Origin of the sequence: Vibrio sp. THAF190c, from assembly GCF_009363355.1 — a bacterium.
GTDB classification, from domain to species: domain Bacteria; phylum Pseudomonadota; class Gammaproteobacteria; order Enterobacterales; family Vibrionaceae; genus Vibrio; species Vibrio fortis_A.
This window is the reverse complement of record NZ_CP045338.1, coordinates 706,030-722,459: the sequence shown is the minus strand read 5'-3', so window position 1 is coordinate 722,459 and position 16,430 is coordinate 706,030. Positions and strand designations below refer to the sequence as shown.

At 45.7% G+C, this 16,430-nt stretch carries 17 protein-coding genes; 9 read left to right on the top strand and 8 right to left on the bottom strand.

Going from position 1 to position 16,430, the window contains the following annotated elements:
- The first annotated feature begins 212 nt into the window (after positions 1-212).
- The 5 genes from FIV04_RS03200 to FIV04_RS03180 all read left to right on the top strand — a co-directional run bounded on the left by FIV04_RS03200 (position 213) and on the right by FIV04_RS03180 (position 4,477).
- Positions 213-626: a hypothetical protein gene (locus FIV04_RS03200; protein WP_152468251.1), complete on the top strand. Its 414-nt coding sequence runs from the start codon at positions 213-215 to the stop codon at positions 624-626.
- Between the two features lie 129 nt (positions 627-755).
- Entirely contained in the window at positions 756-1,643 is an 888-nt protein-coding gene (locus FIV04_RS03195) for an MbnP family copper-binding protein (protein WP_152468250.1), read from the top strand.
- A gap of 5 nt (positions 1,644-1,648) precedes the next feature.
- Entirely contained in the window at positions 1,649-2,812 is a 1,164-nt protein-coding gene (locus FIV04_RS03190; RefSeq protein ID WP_152468249.1) for a methanobactin export MATE transporter MbnM, read from the top strand.
- On the top strand, positions 2,809-3,984 hold the full coding sequence (locus tag FIV04_RS03185) for a hypothetical protein (RefSeq protein WP_253895370.1): 1,176 nt from the start codon (positions 2,809-2,811) through the stop codon (positions 3,982-3,984). Before FIV04_RS03190 ends, FIV04_RS03185 begins: the two co-directional genes overlap by 4 nt.
- A 28-nt stretch (positions 3,985-4,012) precedes the next feature.
- Positions 4,013-4,477, top strand: coding sequence for a copper chaperone PCu(A)C (locus FIV04_RS03180; protein ID WP_152468248.1), 465 nt, complete (start codon positions 4,013-4,015; stop codon positions 4,475-4,477).
- A gap of 96 nt (positions 4,478-4,573) precedes the next feature.
- On the opposite strand, the gene FIV04_RS03175 is transcribed toward FIV04_RS03180, so the two are convergent.
- The 8 genes from FIV04_RS03175 to FIV04_RS03140 form a co-directional block, all read right to left on the bottom strand.
- Positions 4,574-5,764, bottom strand: coding sequence for a sensor histidine kinase KdpD (locus FIV04_RS03175; RefSeq protein WP_152468247.1), 1,191 nt, complete (start codon positions 5,762-5,764; stop codon positions 4,574-4,576).
- Positions 5,761-6,450, bottom strand: coding sequence for a response regulator transcription factor (locus tag FIV04_RS03170; protein ID WP_150871179.1), 690 nt, complete (start codon positions 6,448-6,450; stop codon positions 5,761-5,763). Before FIV04_RS03170 ends, FIV04_RS03175 begins: the two co-directional genes overlap by 4 nt.
- Positions 6,451-6,712: 262 nt before the next feature.
- Positions 6,713-7,327, bottom strand: a complete 615-nt coding sequence (locus FIV04_RS03165; protein WP_152468246.1) for a peroxiredoxin — start codon at positions 7,325-7,327, stop codon at positions 6,713-6,715.
- Position 7,328: 1 nt separating this feature from the next.
- The gene (gene tpx, locus FIV04_RS03160) at positions 7,329-7,829 is read right to left on the bottom strand and encodes a thiol peroxidase (RefSeq protein WP_152468245.1); all 501 of its coding nucleotides are present in this window, start codon (positions 7,827-7,829) and stop codon (positions 7,329-7,331) included.
- A 76-nt stretch (positions 7,830-7,905) separates the two neighbouring features.
- Positions 7,906-8,100: a hypothetical protein gene (locus tag FIV04_RS03155; protein ID WP_152468244.1), complete on the bottom strand. Its 195-nt coding sequence runs from the start codon at positions 8,098-8,100 to the stop codon at positions 7,906-7,908.
- Entirely contained in the window at positions 8,081-9,049 is a 969-nt protein-coding gene (gene cysK, locus FIV04_RS03150) for a cysteine synthase A (protein ID WP_152468243.1), read from the bottom strand. The genes FIV04_RS03155 and cysK overlap by 20 nt, the downstream gene beginning before the upstream one ends.
- 113 nt (positions 9,050-9,162) lie before the next feature.
- Positions 9,163-9,873: a DUF429 domain-containing protein gene (locus tag FIV04_RS03145; protein ID WP_152468242.1), complete on the bottom strand. Its 711-nt coding sequence runs from the start codon at positions 9,871-9,873 to the stop codon at positions 9,163-9,165.
- A gap of 76 nt (positions 9,874-9,949) precedes the next feature.
- Positions 9,950-10,750, bottom strand: a complete 801-nt coding sequence (locus FIV04_RS03140) for a YeeE/YedE thiosulfate transporter family protein (protein ID WP_172974219.1) — start codon at positions 10,748-10,750, stop codon at positions 9,950-9,952.
- A gap of 188 nt (positions 10,751-10,938) precedes the next feature.
- On the opposite strand from FIV04_RS03140, the gene FIV04_RS03135 reads away from it, so the two are divergent.
- The 4 genes from FIV04_RS03135 (at position 10,939) to dndC (ending at position 16,428) form a co-directional block, all read left to right on the top strand.
- Positions 10,939-11,466, top strand: coding sequence for a hypothetical protein (locus tag FIV04_RS03135; RefSeq protein ID WP_152468240.1), 528 nt, complete (start codon positions 10,939-10,941; stop codon positions 11,464-11,466).
- Positions 11,467-11,493: 27 nt separating this feature from the next.
- Positions 11,494-13,512, top strand: a complete 2,019-nt coding sequence (locus tag FIV04_RS03130) for a DNA phosphorothioation-associated putative methyltransferase (protein WP_152468239.1) — start codon at positions 11,494-11,496, stop codon at positions 13,510-13,512.
- 205 nt (positions 13,513-13,717) lie between these two features.
- Positions 13,718-14,797 carry a DNA sulfur modification protein DndB gene (dndB, locus tag FIV04_RS03125; RefSeq protein WP_152468238.1) on the top strand — a complete coding sequence of 360 codons (1,080 nt, stop codon included), beginning with the start codon at positions 13,718-13,720 and terminating at the stop codon, positions 14,795-14,797.
- The gene (gene dndC, locus FIV04_RS03120) at positions 14,794-16,428 is read left to right on the top strand and encodes a DNA phosphorothioation system sulfurtransferase DndC (protein WP_152468237.1); all 1,635 of its coding nucleotides are present in this window, start codon (positions 14,794-14,796) and stop codon (positions 16,426-16,428) included. The genes dndB and dndC overlap by 4 nt, the downstream gene beginning before the upstream one ends.
- Positions 16,429-16,430: the final 2 nt, after the last annotated feature.

Below are 16,430 nucleotides of genomic sequence, written 5' to 3'. Positions count from 1 at the left end.
CTAATGAAATCCACTGAAGACAAGTCAGCCTCTTTAAACGAATCAACTAAAAGTATAGAAGCTAAATCATTATTCCTTTTAAGTATTTATATCACCGTTTTATAAACTTAGCATTACAATCCCTTAATTTCTTTGGTAGTATCCGCGCCGAATTTAGTTAACTGAATGTTGTGATGCATATATCAAGAAATACGCAAATAAAACAAAAGGTAATGGCGATTTACGTCATTGCTGCTTTGCTGTTTCAGATATATTTATTAGCCACGATGGCGCTCAACCCATCACAAGTTAATAACAAGAACTGGCTGTCAGAAGCGCAGGGAGAGAAGATCTTGCTGTGTACCGCTGAAGGCTTTAAATGGGTCGATATTAATGAACTCATCGAAGATAACGCGATGTCGCCACTGCCTATCGGTGAAATCCATGATCCGCTCAAGTTTCAATGTCCTCTGCTAGAGATGTGTCAATTCTCTATTACCATGATCGCAATGGTGCTAGCGGCGTTGGCGGTTTGGTTATGCAGAATCGCGACTTCATTCACTCCATATCACCATGTTCAAAGCTACCGTAAGATTTACCTCGCGTTAGCGCCTAAGCAATCCCCACCCTCGACTTTCGTCGCGTAATTCGGCGATCTCGCCATACGCCTATTTTTTCTAACAAAGCACTGATCACCGCCTTTGATTCAACTGGCGGGACGTATTTGCACGCATTCAATCTGTCGTGCAAAAGAAAATAATAAGAAAGGAAAGTCTATGTTCAACCAAATCCCAGCGACGAAAGCGCTCGTTACCGCTTTTGTCTGCACTACTCTGTCTGCTTGTGGTGGTTCAAGCTCTAGCCCATCAACATCGGTAACCCAGCAAGATGTCACTATCCAATTTGCCGCAAAAGTCGGTACACAAGACATCGAATGTAAGCTGATGGATACCACTACAGTGGGTATCGATAACACCAATCCAGAGTTTAAAGACGTACGCATGTACATCTCTAACCTCGAGCTGATTGATGACAAGGGCGAAGCAACGCCAGTCAGCCTCAAGCAGGATGGGAAATGGCAATACCAGAACGTTGCCCTACTGGATTTTGAGACGGGTGCGGATAGCTGTGCCAATGGCAATGAAGCACTCAACCACCAAATCACAGGTCAAGTTCCCGAAGGTGATTACACAGGGGTACGTTTTACACTCGGCGTTCCTACCGAGCTCAACCACTACGGTATTGATGGTGACGACGCGGTATCACCACTGGATGTGATGGGCATGAACTGGAGCTGGCAAAACGGCCACAAACACCTGCGTATGGATGTAGATGGTTGGAACATTCATTTGGGGACCACAGGTTGTGAAGTGGTGGATGCTGGTTCTGAGATTGTTGATTGTGCCGACTCTCGACCAAACAGACCCACTTACCAACTCGACAACTTCAATCATGAGTCCAGTGTGATTGTGTTTGATTACCAAAGTTTAGTCGCGAGTAACGACATTACCTTCAACACTCCGGGGACGCCTCCGGGCTGTATGTCTTCAAGTGCTGATGCCGACTGCCAAGGTATTTTCGATAAGCTTGGATTAGACCTGACTACTGGGGAGTGTAGCGCAGGTAACTGCAGCACCTCGCAATCTTGGGTGTCGGTGGAGTAATCGCTATGTCAGCAAACCTGAAGCGAGGTTTGCTGGCATCGCTTGCGATCGTCATGTTCGTAGGCTGTGGCAGCGAATCAAGCTATACCGTTACCCCAGAAAACACCACCAATCCATTTGGTTTTGACTTCCAAACAGGCTCTCTCCCTCAACCGAAAGAGCCTGCAGATAACCCTGCAACTGAAGATAAGTTTCAGCTAGGTCGACACCTATTTTATGACACCAAACTGTCTGGCAATCAGACCATGTCATGTGAGTCTTGCCACCAGCAGGCATTGGCGTTTTCTGACGGATTAACCGTACCCACAGGTTCAACGGGAGAGGTGTTGCACCGCAACTCTCAAACCTTGACCAACATTGGCTACAACGCCTCTTACACGTGGGCAAACCCTATCTTGAAAGAGATTGAGCAACAGTTGGTGATCCCGCTGTTTGGTGAGTTCCCCGTTGAGATGGGCATCAACGATTCGAATCGAGAGGCGATCTTAGAGCGTTTTCGTACTGATGTGGATTATCTCAACCGCTTTAATGCCGCCTTTCCTGATGACCAAGACGCGGTGACGTTTCCAAATATCATCAAGGCGTTGGCAGTGTTTAACCGAGCTCTGATCTCCAAAGACTCAGACTTTGATAAGGGCACCATGAGTAGCTCAGCCCTGCGCGGACAAGATCTGTTTAACAGTGAAAAGATGGAATGTTTCCATTGTCACAATGGCTTTAACTTTAGCGACTCAACTCTGCACAGTGACTCGGTATTCGTGTCGCGCCCTTTCTTCAATACTGGGTTGTACAACCTAGATGATGAGGGTAGCTACCCCATTGAAGACAACGGCCTATTTACCGTGACTCAAAACCCACAAGACAAAGGAAAGTTCCGCCCGCCAACACTCAGAAACGTCGAGTTTACCGCCCCTTACATGCACGATGGCAGCATCGCGACCCTAGCGGAAGTTCTAGATTTCTATGCCAACGGTGGCCGCAATATCACTTCGGGAGAGCATCAGGGCGATGGTAGAAACAACCCGAACAAGAGTGAGTTCGTCAAAGGCTTTTCGCTAAGCCAACAAGAGAAGCAGGACATGCTGGCCTTCCTCAATGCGTTGAGTGACGAGGTGTTTATCTCTAACCCGCGTTATTCCAACCCATTTGTACAAGGAGCTGCGCAATGATCGTTTCGAAAACCACTCTTAATAGAGCAATCACCGCATCGCTAGGAGTGCTGATGCTCACCGCTTCCGTTGATGCTGAAACTGACACTGTAGATAACATGAACCTAAGTGAGGTAAATGTACAAACCAATGTGTTTGCCCAATTCGGCTACTACCAAACTGACCGAGATTCGGCTTACATCATTCCGGGGGTACTAACCGACACCAATGCCTTCCACTACGAAGAAGGCTTGCAGTTCATGCATGGTGAACTGGGGTTTCTGGCGAGCCTCGATGACGTGCTCGCGACCAAACTAGTCATCGGCAGCCATCACGGTGAAGCCGTTGAGTTGGAAGAGTTGTGGCTCCAACCCTATCTACATCAGGATTGGACCCTGCGCCTTGGCCGTCAGCTGAGCGAGATTGGCTTGTACAACAGCACTCATGAACATGACTGGCGCTTCTTAGATGCGTCGTTAACTCAGCAGGCTTTTCTGGGGACTCAATACTCCGATGATGCGGTTCAAGCGACCTACGCACAAAACCAGTATGACGTTACTCTGTGGGTCGGGCGTGGCGATGCTTTCCCTGCGCAATACGATACAGATTCCGCATCACCCGCTGCGTTCGGATTGCATACACAGTGGCATCACTTGCGCAGTGACTATCAGCTCAACCTAATCGCAAGCCTTGCCTACTTCAAAGCCTACCAGCGACAGGCGGACGCTTCTGATAATCACGGTCATGCTCATCCAACCGACATCAATATTATGTTTGATGGTGACACGACGCTGGCATCTTTCGGCGGCAACCTTCAGTGGGGCGCATTGAACTGGCAACTTGAGTGGATGGGGCAGCGCCTTGAATCGACCCTCACCGATTCACAGCAGATTCGCTCAGAACTCGATGCCTTTCAACACGGCATAACTACCCAACTCAGCTGGCAGTTTGAAGACATTGAAGTAGCCGCTCGTTATGACTGGCTAACCACCGATAATGACGTCACCCAAACCAGCAGCGAATTCGAACAAGCACTCGATGCCAATAGTCACAACCCGCAACGCATCAGTGCTATTGCTAACTGGCAAATTGCACCATTCCAGCTAGTGCGATTTCAAACCAACTATGAATCCATTACTCAACAAAACCAACTGGCCTTTTGGCTGGTGTATCAGGGCAACCTGACTTGGTAACCGATTATTAAAAACAAGAGAGACTATTATGAAAAAACAGCTCAACACTTTGATTCTATTTATCGCGACGCTTTTTAGTATCAATGCCACAGCCCATGAATACACCGCTGATAGCATTCAAATTGATCACCCTTGGAGCCGTGAAGCTCCGCCTAATGCCACTGTGATTGCAGGCTTTTTCCAGCTCAAGAACCTAGCGACAAAGGATGACTTTTTGATCAGCGCATCGACCCCTATCGCAAGTCGCGTAGAGATTCACACTCATGAGATGTCGGACGGCATGATGAAGATGATGAAAATCGACAACGTGCGCATTGGCAGCATGAAGACGGTAATGTTCAAGCCGGGCGGCTATCACTTAATGATCTTCAACCCAAACAAGTCTTACAAAAAAGGCGAACGTTTCCCGATGACCCTACAATTTAAGAACGCTGGCAAAGTAGAAGTCGAACTCGCGGTTGAGGAAAACGCGCACGTGCACCGTCACCACTAATGACTAGTCACTAACCACTAGCGACGAGCTAAAAAACAAGCCCCCTTGTGTTTCTTACAGTAAGGGGGCTTGTTGTATTTCAATAGGCTAAAGGAATCAGCGCTGCATGATGAGAGTCACTTGTCCGCCGTGATCAGTATTCGACAACAGGGTTTTGCCATTCAAATGCGCGGTAAGTTCGTAGATCAGCAGCATCCCGATGCCAAAACCATCTTGCGGTTTGATGCTATCAATGTCGCCATTATTAAATGCTTGAATGATCGGTTGTGGAAAGCCACGCCCGTCGTCGCTGATCTTCACAACATCGAAATATGGGTAGTTAGCGTAAACAATCTTGATGTTCTCACGCGTGTAACGGCATGCATTACTGAGAATGTTGAATAACAATATCTTGAGTACTTTGCGATCTGTGGTGATCGTTTGATCGCAGTTAACCAGCTCCAACCCTTTTTTGTTGCTCAGTGCGGAGAAAGTCTTATGTACTATGGCTTCAAAGTTCGCCTCTTCTCTAGCTAGTGGCACCTGCTTATTTAAGATCTTCAGCAAGTGGAGGCTGTTTTCACACAACATGTTCAGGCTTCTCACCTGCTCATCGAGCTTGGTTAGCAAAAATGCATCGCTGTTGTGGCTCTCGACCAACATGTCACTGGTTAGCTGGATCGATGAGAGTGGGGTTCGAATATCATGAGGCAGTGCCGCAAAGATCATCTTTTGACGCACCATCAAACTCTCTATCGCTTCCGCCATTTGATGTTGATTGGCAATCAGTGTTTTCACGGCTTCAGGACCCGTTTCATCGACATGAGCCTTAAAGTCGCCGCGCGCATAGTGTGCAGATAAATGATGAAGCGATTTAAAGCCATTGGTCCAAGTGCGCAGCGACAAGATTAAGATGATCAGCGTACACACAAGCTGCAGGACATCTTCCAAAATCTCTACCAGCTTGATATGACGAATCGCAGGATCGTTATTGTAAGCTTCGCTGTTAAACGTTCCTAAAATCTCTTTATCGCCGCGTTTCTTCGCCAGTGTGTACTCACCCTCATCGACCCTTTGCATCTCCCCCGTCGAGACATCGCATTGGAATAACCAAACTGGAGTCTCTTCTTCAGGTTTGCTGGGAACGAGCGGCTCAAGAAAACCGTTCAACACCATCTCTAAGCGACGAAAGTTCAGATCTTGTTGCAACTGTTCTTTGTACGGAGCCAGTAACACCAACGACAGCATGGTGCTGATCAAATAGCCCAAGATCAGTGAACTGATGATCTGACCGATAAAGGTTTTCATCGAACCACAACCTGATAGTTAAGGTAGAAACCGCGGCTGCGTTTGTTTTTGATCAGCTCCATATCTGGCAGGTAGGCGCTGAGCTTTTTACGCAGGGTCGACACTCGCATGTAAATAGAGCGGTCTTCAATGTGATAAGGGAAGCCGTGAATATGCTGGAAAAGCTCATGTACTGGCATAGGTTCATCGGCTTTCGCCAACAACTCAAGGAGCTCAAATTCGGAGGGAATCAAAGGAACCGTAATGTGCTTAAACTGCAATGTTGAGTTTCTAGGGCACAGCCTAAATATCAACTCTTCTTCAACCCGAGAGTGAATACTTGGTTTCTGCTCTAGGATCTTTCGGATACGCTCGCGAAGTGCATTGGTGCGAACTGGCTTGGTGATGTAATCATTAGCCCCAATTGTGAGCGCATTGGTTTCTGTGATCTCATTGTCATTGGCGGTCATGATGATCACTGGAATGGTCGAGCCTTGTTGGCGCAGGCTCTCGAGAACACTTAACCCGGAAGTGTGTGGGAGTTGGATATCAAGCAATACCAACTTAGGCGCTTGATCCATAATTATCTCAGCGGCACCTTCACCACTGCTTAAACAGTCAACCGAATATCCCTCTACATTTTTCAAAAAGTAACACAGCATCTCCCTAAGCTGCAGATCATCTTCCACTATTAAAACGTCAGACATTGAATATTCTCTACTTAAATTAGTATTAATAACCAACCTAGCCAGTAAAGCTAAAATCTCACAAAAGCAAAGCTTTAACTCTCTTACATTATAAACGTTTTTCGTCACGGCAACGTTTGCGTTGCTCTAATGGGGGCAGTTTAAGGCCAAGAGGTGAATTACTCTTTAAGATAATGTAAGCCCCTCTATAAAAGAAGGGCTTAATAATTGATTTACAAGAGAACTCTTGTCGTCAAAGTCGGCGTTCTAACACCGAGATTGATTAACCTTGTTTTTTCGCTAGCTCAACAGCGGCTGCAAGGTTTGGCAATGTCGTCAGTTCTGGTACACGTTGTACAAGAATGATCTTATTGTTTTGATCCGTTACCACGATGCTGCGCGTCAGTAGGCCAAGCTCTTTAATCAGCGCGCCAGTCTTCTCACCAAATGCATGCTCTACCGAATCCGACAGGTACTCAACACCCGTTAGCTCATGCTCAGAAATAAAACGCTGCTGCGCGAATGGCGTATCTGCACTGATCGCGTAAAACTCGATATCTTTCAGTGACGCTTTATTCTCATTCACAAACTGAGAAAGCTCTGCCGCTTGCTGAACACATACAGGAGTATCAACTGACGTCAGTAAGCTATAGATCTTCACTTTGCCGTTGGTTGCGCTGGTATCGAACGGCTTAAGGTTTGATGTCATTAGCTGAACAGAAGGCATGTAGTCGCCGACTTTTATACCTTCACCAGCAAGATGAAACTTGTTGGTTTTCTCTAGCGTCACGATCTCGCCTGAACCTAGGTTAGCGTGCTGCTCTGTCACTTGAAACTGCGCTGAAGCAGCACTCGAAAACAGAGCAGAAAGTGCCATAACTAACAGTGACTTTTTCATGTTAAGCACCCACTACTTCAAGAACCGCTTGGTAGTTAGGCTCTTCTGTGATTTCAGAAACTAATTCGCTGTGCATCACTTTACCTTCTTCATCAACTACAACCACTGCGCGAGTTGCTAGGCCTTTTAGTGCGCCTTCATTCAGGTTCACACCGTAGTCTTCAGTGAATGTTGGAGAGCGGAAGAAAGAGAGATTTTGCACTGAATCGATAGACTCAGATGCGCAGAAACGGCCCGTTGCGAATGGCAGATCTGCCGAGATGTTCAATACAGCTACACCTTCAACACTTGCTAGCTTTTGGTGGAACTCACGCACGCTTGCCGCACATACTGGCGTATCGATGCTTGGGAAGATATTCAGTACCAACTTCTGGCCTTTCATCGACTCAAGAGTAATGTCTGCAAGCTCTGCTGAGCATAGTGTGAAGTTTGGTGCTGCTTGGCCTGCCTGTGGGAATGAACCAGAAACAGATACCGCTTCGCCTTGAAAAGTAATTGACATGATTTACCTTCGAAATATTTATTATTAAGTTAGATAGATAAGATTGAGCGACTTATCCACTTCTATTCTATGGTGCTTATTGGCTATAAAAAGTAAGGGCGACTAAGCCTAGGTAAGTCGCGATATACGCAGGAGCGACATAAAAAAAGATTAGAGTTCCATCTTCATCGGCTATGCGCTCTTTTATGGCTTTGACACCCGCTTGTGGAAGCAAGGCGTTCACCAATCCCCCAAAAATTGAGGTGAACGCGCTAATTACTGCTTTTTTCATCGAACATACCTGCGAACAACGCTGAGCTTAGGTAACGCTCACCCGAACTTGGAAGCACCGTAACAATGTTTTTGCCGCGGTATTCGTGCATATCGGCAATGCGATTCGCCGCGACAACTGCTGCGCCAGAAGAGATCCCCGCAAGAATGCCCTCTTCTTTCATGAGACGATTTGCCATATCGATCGCTTCTTGAGAAGTGACACGCTCTACGTGGTCGATAAGGGTGAGGTCCAAATTACCGGGAATGAACCCAGCGCCAATACCTTGGATTTTATGAGGCGCAGGTTGAATCTCTTCCCCTGCTAGTGATTGAGAGATAACAGGAGATTCAGCAGGCTCAACCGCCACCGAAAACACCGGCTTTTTCTGATAGTTCTTAAGGTAACGACTCACGCCTGTGATGGTGCCACCGGTACCTACGCCCGCGACAAACACATCAATTTGGCCTTGAGTGGCATCCCAGATCTCTGGCCCCGTGGTCTTTACATGAATCTCTGGGTTGGCAGGGTTATCAAACTGCTGAAGGAGTAAGTATTTGTTTGGATTGGCATCGACGATCTGCTGCGCTTTCTCTATCGCGCCTTTCATGCCTTTCGCTGCCTCGGTCAAAACCAAGTTTGCGCCCAAGGCTTTCAACAACTTGCGGCGTTCTAAGCTCATCGATTCCGGCATAGTCAGAGTCAGCTTATAACCACGCGCTGCAGCAACGTAAGCCAGTGCAATACCCGTGTTACCGCTGGTCGGCTCAACCAACTCAATCCCCGGTACTAGCTTGCCTAGCTTCTCCGCCTGCCAGATCATGTTGGCGCCAATACGGCACTTAACACTAAAACTTGGATTGCGTGATTCCACCTTGGCCAGCACACGTCCGTTGCTAACGCGATTCAAGCGCACCAACGGAGTACCACCAATGGTGTAGGAGTTATCTTCTGCGATGTTGTTTCTCATAACGACTGCTCTTATTGATAATTAGAGCAACAGAAAATACGTCTCGCGGGTGGTGAAGATAACTAATGGCTGTTAAGGCACTGTAAGTGGCCTTTTTTAAAAAATGAAAAGAGTTAATCAGATAGCGGCTGCCAATAGACAATTTCGCGGGTTCGACCTTGCAGATCTTTGTCTTCCCTCTCAGGAAAGGAACTCAGTATCTCAGAATGCAAAGCGCACAGCATTAAAGCGAACGCGTCAATGAGATCATCAGGCGCCACTTTCGATTTCTTGGTGGTTGCTACTTGGTGCTTGAGCTTATCGATATGTTGAGGTAGATATCGCGCCAACAAGTCGAGTCTTTGCTGCTGGCCTTCGACGCTCTTTTTCGAGTGCTCTAACGGCGCACCATTTAGAGTGGCAAACACTACCTCTGGGTGGGATTCTCTCAGATAGAGTTCAGAGTGAAGATTGAGTAACGCATCCACCTCGCGCACTTTTGGCAGGATGTACCAAGCCTGTTTAGAGAGCTTACGCCCACACAATTCGAAGTTCACCTCACAAGCCTGAGGGTAGCTTTCAGCATAAGCCGCTTCACGACAAGGCACAGGGAACACCGAAGCTCCGCGAGTTCTCGTTAAGTATTTTCGGGCTGCTTTGTCACACAACCTATCTGGCGTTTCGGAATCACTAAAGCCAATTGGAATATCAATCAGAGTGTGAGCATCACGCAACTGTTCTGTTATATCAGAGAGCTCAGCGACCACTTCAAGCTGCACCTCATCGTGCTGACAACTCCAAACCACCCACCCCGCTTTGCAGGCATCAATGCCGATGTGTTTCATTAACTTAATCTTTCCAAACGCTTACTTTTGTAGGCTCCATTGAAGCACGTTTATTAGTCTTAAAGTAGTGAAGTATTCAACGATGATGAGTGGGTATCCAACGGATTCCAAAGTAAATGCCCAAAACGATACACGCGACAGTGGTAAAACCAGCAGGAGAGAAAATAGGCATCGCCACCAACAGCTGAGTATCATTACCGCCACCAGCCATAACTGCCCCTAACCCCATCAATACACCAGCCAATAAGTGTCTTACGGCTTGGCGAAAAGAGAGCAATCGAAATTCAAATGAACGTGTCCATACTGCCGCTGTAACCATACCAACCAGTAAACATAAGATTAAAATGAATCGCTCTTGTTCAGGCCAAAGATTGGAATCACCTGACCATAAAGCACCGCTCACCGATTTAAGTAAACCGCTTGGAGTCCAGTGCGGCTCATAGATAAATACTAAGCCTGCCATCAAACCAACACCTAACATCGACAACCATAGCTTACGATTCTTAGCCCCCATAAAAAAACACGCCACGGCAATGGCTAGCGATGCACCACCTAATATGAAATAACGAGTCTGCTCGCCTATAACAAAAACCTCTCCCTTTAGCTCCAGAGGCAAAATAGGGACGAACAGAAGCCAAGCAATAAACCAGCCCATAATGGTCACCAACATGACTGTTTCTCCCCGCGCCAATCGGCTCACAGTAGAAACACCGCACCCGCTGTTCGCTGCTGCACCAATACCAAATAACACACCACCGCCCAACGAGAAAAAACTCGGCCAGAATCCAATAGTCGAACTTTGAGTTTCAGAAGTTAAACCCACAGACATGGATACCCAAGCGAGTGTGCCACTCATCAAGATGGCCACTAAAAACATTGGCGATCCTTTTTGCGCTTTTTTTACTCCTCTCACCATGCACAGCCCAGTACTCTGAGCGAGATAACCAAGCAAAAAGATGCTTACTAAAGATAAGAAAAACAGCATTACCGGCTTCCCTCTTATGGTTGCTTTTACGACACCAGTTCGTTAAATATAGGTGATTAAACAGCATATAAAGGCATGTTATGTCGTATGAACTCATCAATTGGTACCAAACCAAACATGTCGATTACCTGGGCGAGAACCCATTAAGCCCGAAATCTGAGGATCAACTACAGCATCTGCAAAATGAGATAATTCACCCACTTCAAACCCAGTTCGGCGCGGTAGATATTACCTACGGCTACACCAGCCACTCTTTGCTTCGTTGGATATTGAAGAACAGCCCAGGTGACATGGCTCCAGACATTGACCAACATGCTTCCATGGAACTCAACGGCAAAGGCAAGCGTATTTGTAAACGCGATGGCGCGGCCTGCGATTTCTATATTGAAGGCTATGAAAACCGGATGGATGAAGTCGCGAAATACATTTGCACTTACCTAGCGTTCGACCGGCTCTACTTTTATGGAAAGAACAAACCGATTCACATCAGCATTGGCCCTGAAAACAGCCGATATGCACTGATTAGACAAGCACGAAGTGATGGGCTTCGCGTAAATACGAAAAGTGCAAAAGGCAGCGCCACACAGAACTTATTCGATGACTTATAATCGAAGAAACACCTAGGAGGACAAGGAATGAACGAAGAACTGTTTGCTGAGTTGGTGGCAAAAATCAAAGTGGGGAAACAATTGCCGGATGCCGTTTACCTTCACAGAGACGCCTTTAATGCCCTTCCGAACGTTCTCACTCAATTCATTCCTGCCGTGGCAAAAGCCGTTAGCTTAGAAGACGACAACTGGAACCTAGTTAAGCTATTCAAGAAAGAGTTCCGATTATCCCTGCTTCACTACCCTGACTTTTACACCGATTCTTACCCGGCTTTAAAACAGAGCTTAAACGTCGACCTCTCTAAACTCAGCCATAAAATTATGAGCTACGAAGGCTCTGATAACCCTCCGATTTTGCACCGTAAAGAGACCATGATTCTGCCCGACAGCGAATACTTCGAGCACTTCACCTCTCTAACACAAGAAGGTGAAAATGCGGGGCTGTACGAGAACAGTCGCTTGATCGGATTTAAGCGCTCTTGGGATAACTTGATTGCACGCCATGGCTACGAACTTGTCGATGGCCGCCTGTTTCGTAGCTCAGCAATCTCGCAAGTAGAAGACGCAGGCATAGACAGACACAGAACAGCACTAGTGCGACATGAGTTATCTGCACCGATGAAAACCTTGGTAAAGCATGGTTACTTGGAAGGCTCTTATTCTATTTTCGACTACGGTTGCGGCCGAGGTGATGACTTACGAGAACTTGAAGCGCACGGTTTAGATGTACTTGGTTGGGACCCTAACTTTCAACCGGATAATGACAAGGTTAATTCCAGCATCGTTAACTTAGGCTTTGTACTTAACGTTATTGAAGATCAAGATGAACGATTAGAGGCTTTATTAGGAGCTTGGGAGTTAGCCGATAAATTCTTGGTGGTGTCTGTGATGCTGGCGAACGAGAACTACATTGCGCAGTTCAAACCCTATAAAGATGGGGTGATCACCTCTCGTAATACATTTCAAAAGTACTATGCGCAATCTGAAATAAAAGCATACATAGAGAGAAACCTTCAAGAGGACGCCATTACCGTCGCACCCGGTATTTTCTATATATTCAAAGACAAACTTGAAGAACAGCAATACCTACAGAGTAAGTACAAACGACACCACAAGTGGCAGCAACTGACTTCGCCAGAACCTATCGAGGCAAAAGATAAAGCCAAGCTGCTTATCACTCAGCATCAAGATTTGTTCAACAGTTTTTGGAATACCAGCTTAGAACTAGGTCGTATTCCTGCCAACGACGAATTTGAACACTCCGACAAAATCCGAGAGCTAATCGGCTCACACAAAAAAGTGTTCAACTTACTGCAAGAAATGTTCGATACCCAAGAGTTTGAGCAAGCAGAAAAGAGTAGAAAAGAAGACTTGTTGCTGTACTTTGCGATGGGACTGTTTGAGAAAAGAAAGCCTTACACCCAGCAGCCAGAGCCACTAAAGCGCGATATCAAAGCGCTATTTGATGATTATAAAACTGCCATTAACCTGGCTGCCGAGTTACTGTTTGCGATTGCCGATACCGACTTAATCCAACAGCAATGCGAGAAAGCACATAACCAGTTACCAGCCAGCCTTCTGAACGACGGGCACTCATTGATTCTGCACCGAGACTTTATTGATGACTTACCTTTACTGCTGCGAGTCTACGTAGGCGCAGGGCTACAAATGTATGGTGAGCTGGATGAAGAGATAGACCTTATCAAAATTCATATCACATCCGGTAAGCTCACCCTAACCGCTTATGACGACTTTGAAAAATCGGTTCCTTTCTTAGTCGAGCGCATAAAAATCAAGATGGCCGAGCAAGACATCGACTTCTTCGATTACGTCAATGAAGAACGCAGGCCGCCACTGCTGAATAAGCACCTTTACATGCCAACCGAACACGAGAACTACAAGAACCAACAGAGCTTCGATAAACGATTAGCGAAGCTCATAGAGTTCGAATCAAATGAAGAAACGCAAATGATGAGAGCAGAATTTGAAGTGCTTTTAGGTAAACACAACAAAGAAATCAAAGGGTTTACTTTAAATTCAAAATAGTCCTTTTCTAGTGCTAGAAAAAGCCGCGCCTGCCATAGAATTATGAACTACATACCTGTAAAATACCCAGCCTATTTTGGCATACCTATGTAATAATTCTCATAGAAAAGACTAAGACATAACAAACTCAAAGCTTAGTTTGTCAAAATATGACATACCAACTATGGTTTATGTCATAGACAAATAACATAACTTAGAGCTAACTATGCAAAATCAAGATTCAGGCTACTGCTACTCCTTTCCCGCTGTTAGAGGAATTCAAGCTGGACGTCCATTTTATATTGCGACGTGTCCTCTTCGAATTATTCCAAAAATTTTCAGTTACAACGAAGATGATGTTCCGCCAGAGCTAAGAGCTCAAAGAACTTTGAACAAAACTCGTATACCTGAAATGGTGAAGTATCTGCTCGATAATCCTAAAGAATATGTTTTCTCCGCACTAACGGCTTCTGTGGGTGTTGATATCTCATTCCATGATCACGAAGGAGCACCTAACTTAGGGACACTTCAAATCCCAATGGATGCGCAGATCCTAATTAATGATGGGCAACACCGTCGTAAAGCAATTGAAGAAGCACTGAAAGAAAACCCAGATCTAGGCCAAGACAATATCCCGGTCTTGTTCTTTATCGATGAAGGCTTGGGTAGAAGCCAACAAATGTTTGCAGATTTAAACAAATACGCCGTCAAACCGAGTCCATCTCTTGGCACTCTGTATGACCATAGAGATGAAAGTTCAGAGCTTGCGCGTGAATTAGCAACCAAAGTAAAACCCTTCATCGGAATGACTGAAATGGAGAAATCCAATATTAGTCCTAAGTCGAACAAACTATTCACTTTAAGCAGCATAAAACAATCTACTCGAGCGCTTTTAAGTAAAGGCCCGAAGGATGGCTTCAGTGAAGAAGAAAAACAATTAGCACGTGAATTTTGGGAAGAAGTCACGTGTCATATTAAAGATTGGCAAATGGTGATAGACAAACAAGTATCACCAGCACAGCTGCGCCAAGAATACATTCACGCACACGGCGTTGGGCTGCATGCAATCGGTGTTTTAGGTAAACACCTGCTTTGCCAAGAACCAAAGCAATGGAAAGAAAAGCTTCAACAGCTGGCGAAGGTGAACTGGTTAAAAACCAACCCTGAATGGATTAAGCGCAGCATGAACCATGGCAAACTGAGTAAATCCAATATGAATATTCAGCTTACTGCCAATGCACTAAAAATTGAACTTGGGTTACCACTAACCCCAGAAGAAAAAGCTCTAGAGAAGCAGTTATCATGATACACGAGCTAAAACTGGCAGAAGATCTCGCCGAAGAATATCAAGAATTCATCAACGCTGAAGAGTTCGCAAATAACAAACTCAGCCATTATATCGCTGACGTGCAGCGTGTTTACTGCGCCGACAATCGCCCTTGGGTAATTGGTTACAGTGGTGGTAAAGACTCATCAGCAGTTATGTCACTGGTTTATATGGCACTCCTTGGCTTAGAGAAAGAGCAACGTCATAAACCAGTATTTGTCGTTTCATCGGACACCTTGGTTGAGACTCCTGTCGTTGTAAACCATATAAAAGACTCTTTAGCAGCGATACAAAAAGGCGCTAAACGCGACGACCTGCCAATAAGCTGTCACAAAGTGGTACCAGAATCAGACCAGACGTTTTGGTCTAGCCTTCTTGGTAAAGGTTACCCAGCACCAACTCGCTCTTTCCGCTGGTGTACAGAGCGAATGAAGATCGATCCGGTTAGTGACTTCATCAAAAGCAAAGTATCTCAGTTTGATGAGGTAATCGTTGTATTGGGCTCTCGTAGCCAAGAAAGTGCTTCACGTGCTCAAGTTATCGCTAAACACAAAATTGATGGTTCTCGTTTAGCTCGCCATACAACATTAGCCAACGCATTCATTTACACGCCAATTGATACATGGGCCGTCGATGATGTTTGGAAGATCTTACGTTTATGTCGTTTAGAAACAAAAGAAACTCCATTAGGCACTCGAAACATCTGGAAAGATGACTACGACCTAGAATGGGAAAACCCTTGGGGTGGCAAAAACCTAGTGCTTTGGAATCTTTATAAAGATTCTTCAGGTCAAGGTGAGTGCCCAATGGTAATTGACGAAACAACACCCTCTTGTGGTAACTCTCGTTTTGGCTGCTGGACATGTACGGTTGTAACGAAAGACCGTGCGATGGAAAGCCTTATCCAAAACGGTGAAGAGTGGATGGCTCCTCTTCTGGTGTTCCGAAATAAGTTAGCAATGACAACGGATCCAGCAAACAAAGAAGAATACCGAAACCACAAACGCAGAACCGGCAAAGTGAGCTACCAATACGCTAAAGAAGGTGAAGATATAGCGAGCGAGCGAAAGCACGTACCGGGCCCTTACTGGCTTAAATACCGTCGCCAATGGCTTCGTGAACTTCTAGAACTAGATAAGAAGTTTAAAGCTGAAGGGCGAGAGATTGAGTTAATCACAGTTCCAGAACTGCATGCTATTCGCCAAGAATGGATTCATGATCCAAATGAGCCAGACTGGGATGACTCTCTACCGACACTTTTCAAAGACGTTTATGGTTATGACCTAGATTGGGTATACGACGATAACGCGAGTTTTGGTAAAGATGACGCACAGCTAATTCATGAGCTATGCAACAACTTCGATGTTGAACCCGAGATGATCATGAAACTGATAGAGTTAGAAGTTTCTATGGAAGGTTTAAGTCGCCGTAGCGGTATTTCAAACAAAATCGCATCGCTATTGAAGCGAGACTGGGGAAGCTTGGAAGAGATTAAACAAAAGCATGCTTCTCTGCAGAGCAAGGCTGAGTTTGATATTCACCAAAAAGAAATTGAGCGTTATAACGAACAGCTTGCTGACCTAGATAAGCAGCTTCAAAAAGAGTTTTAAAT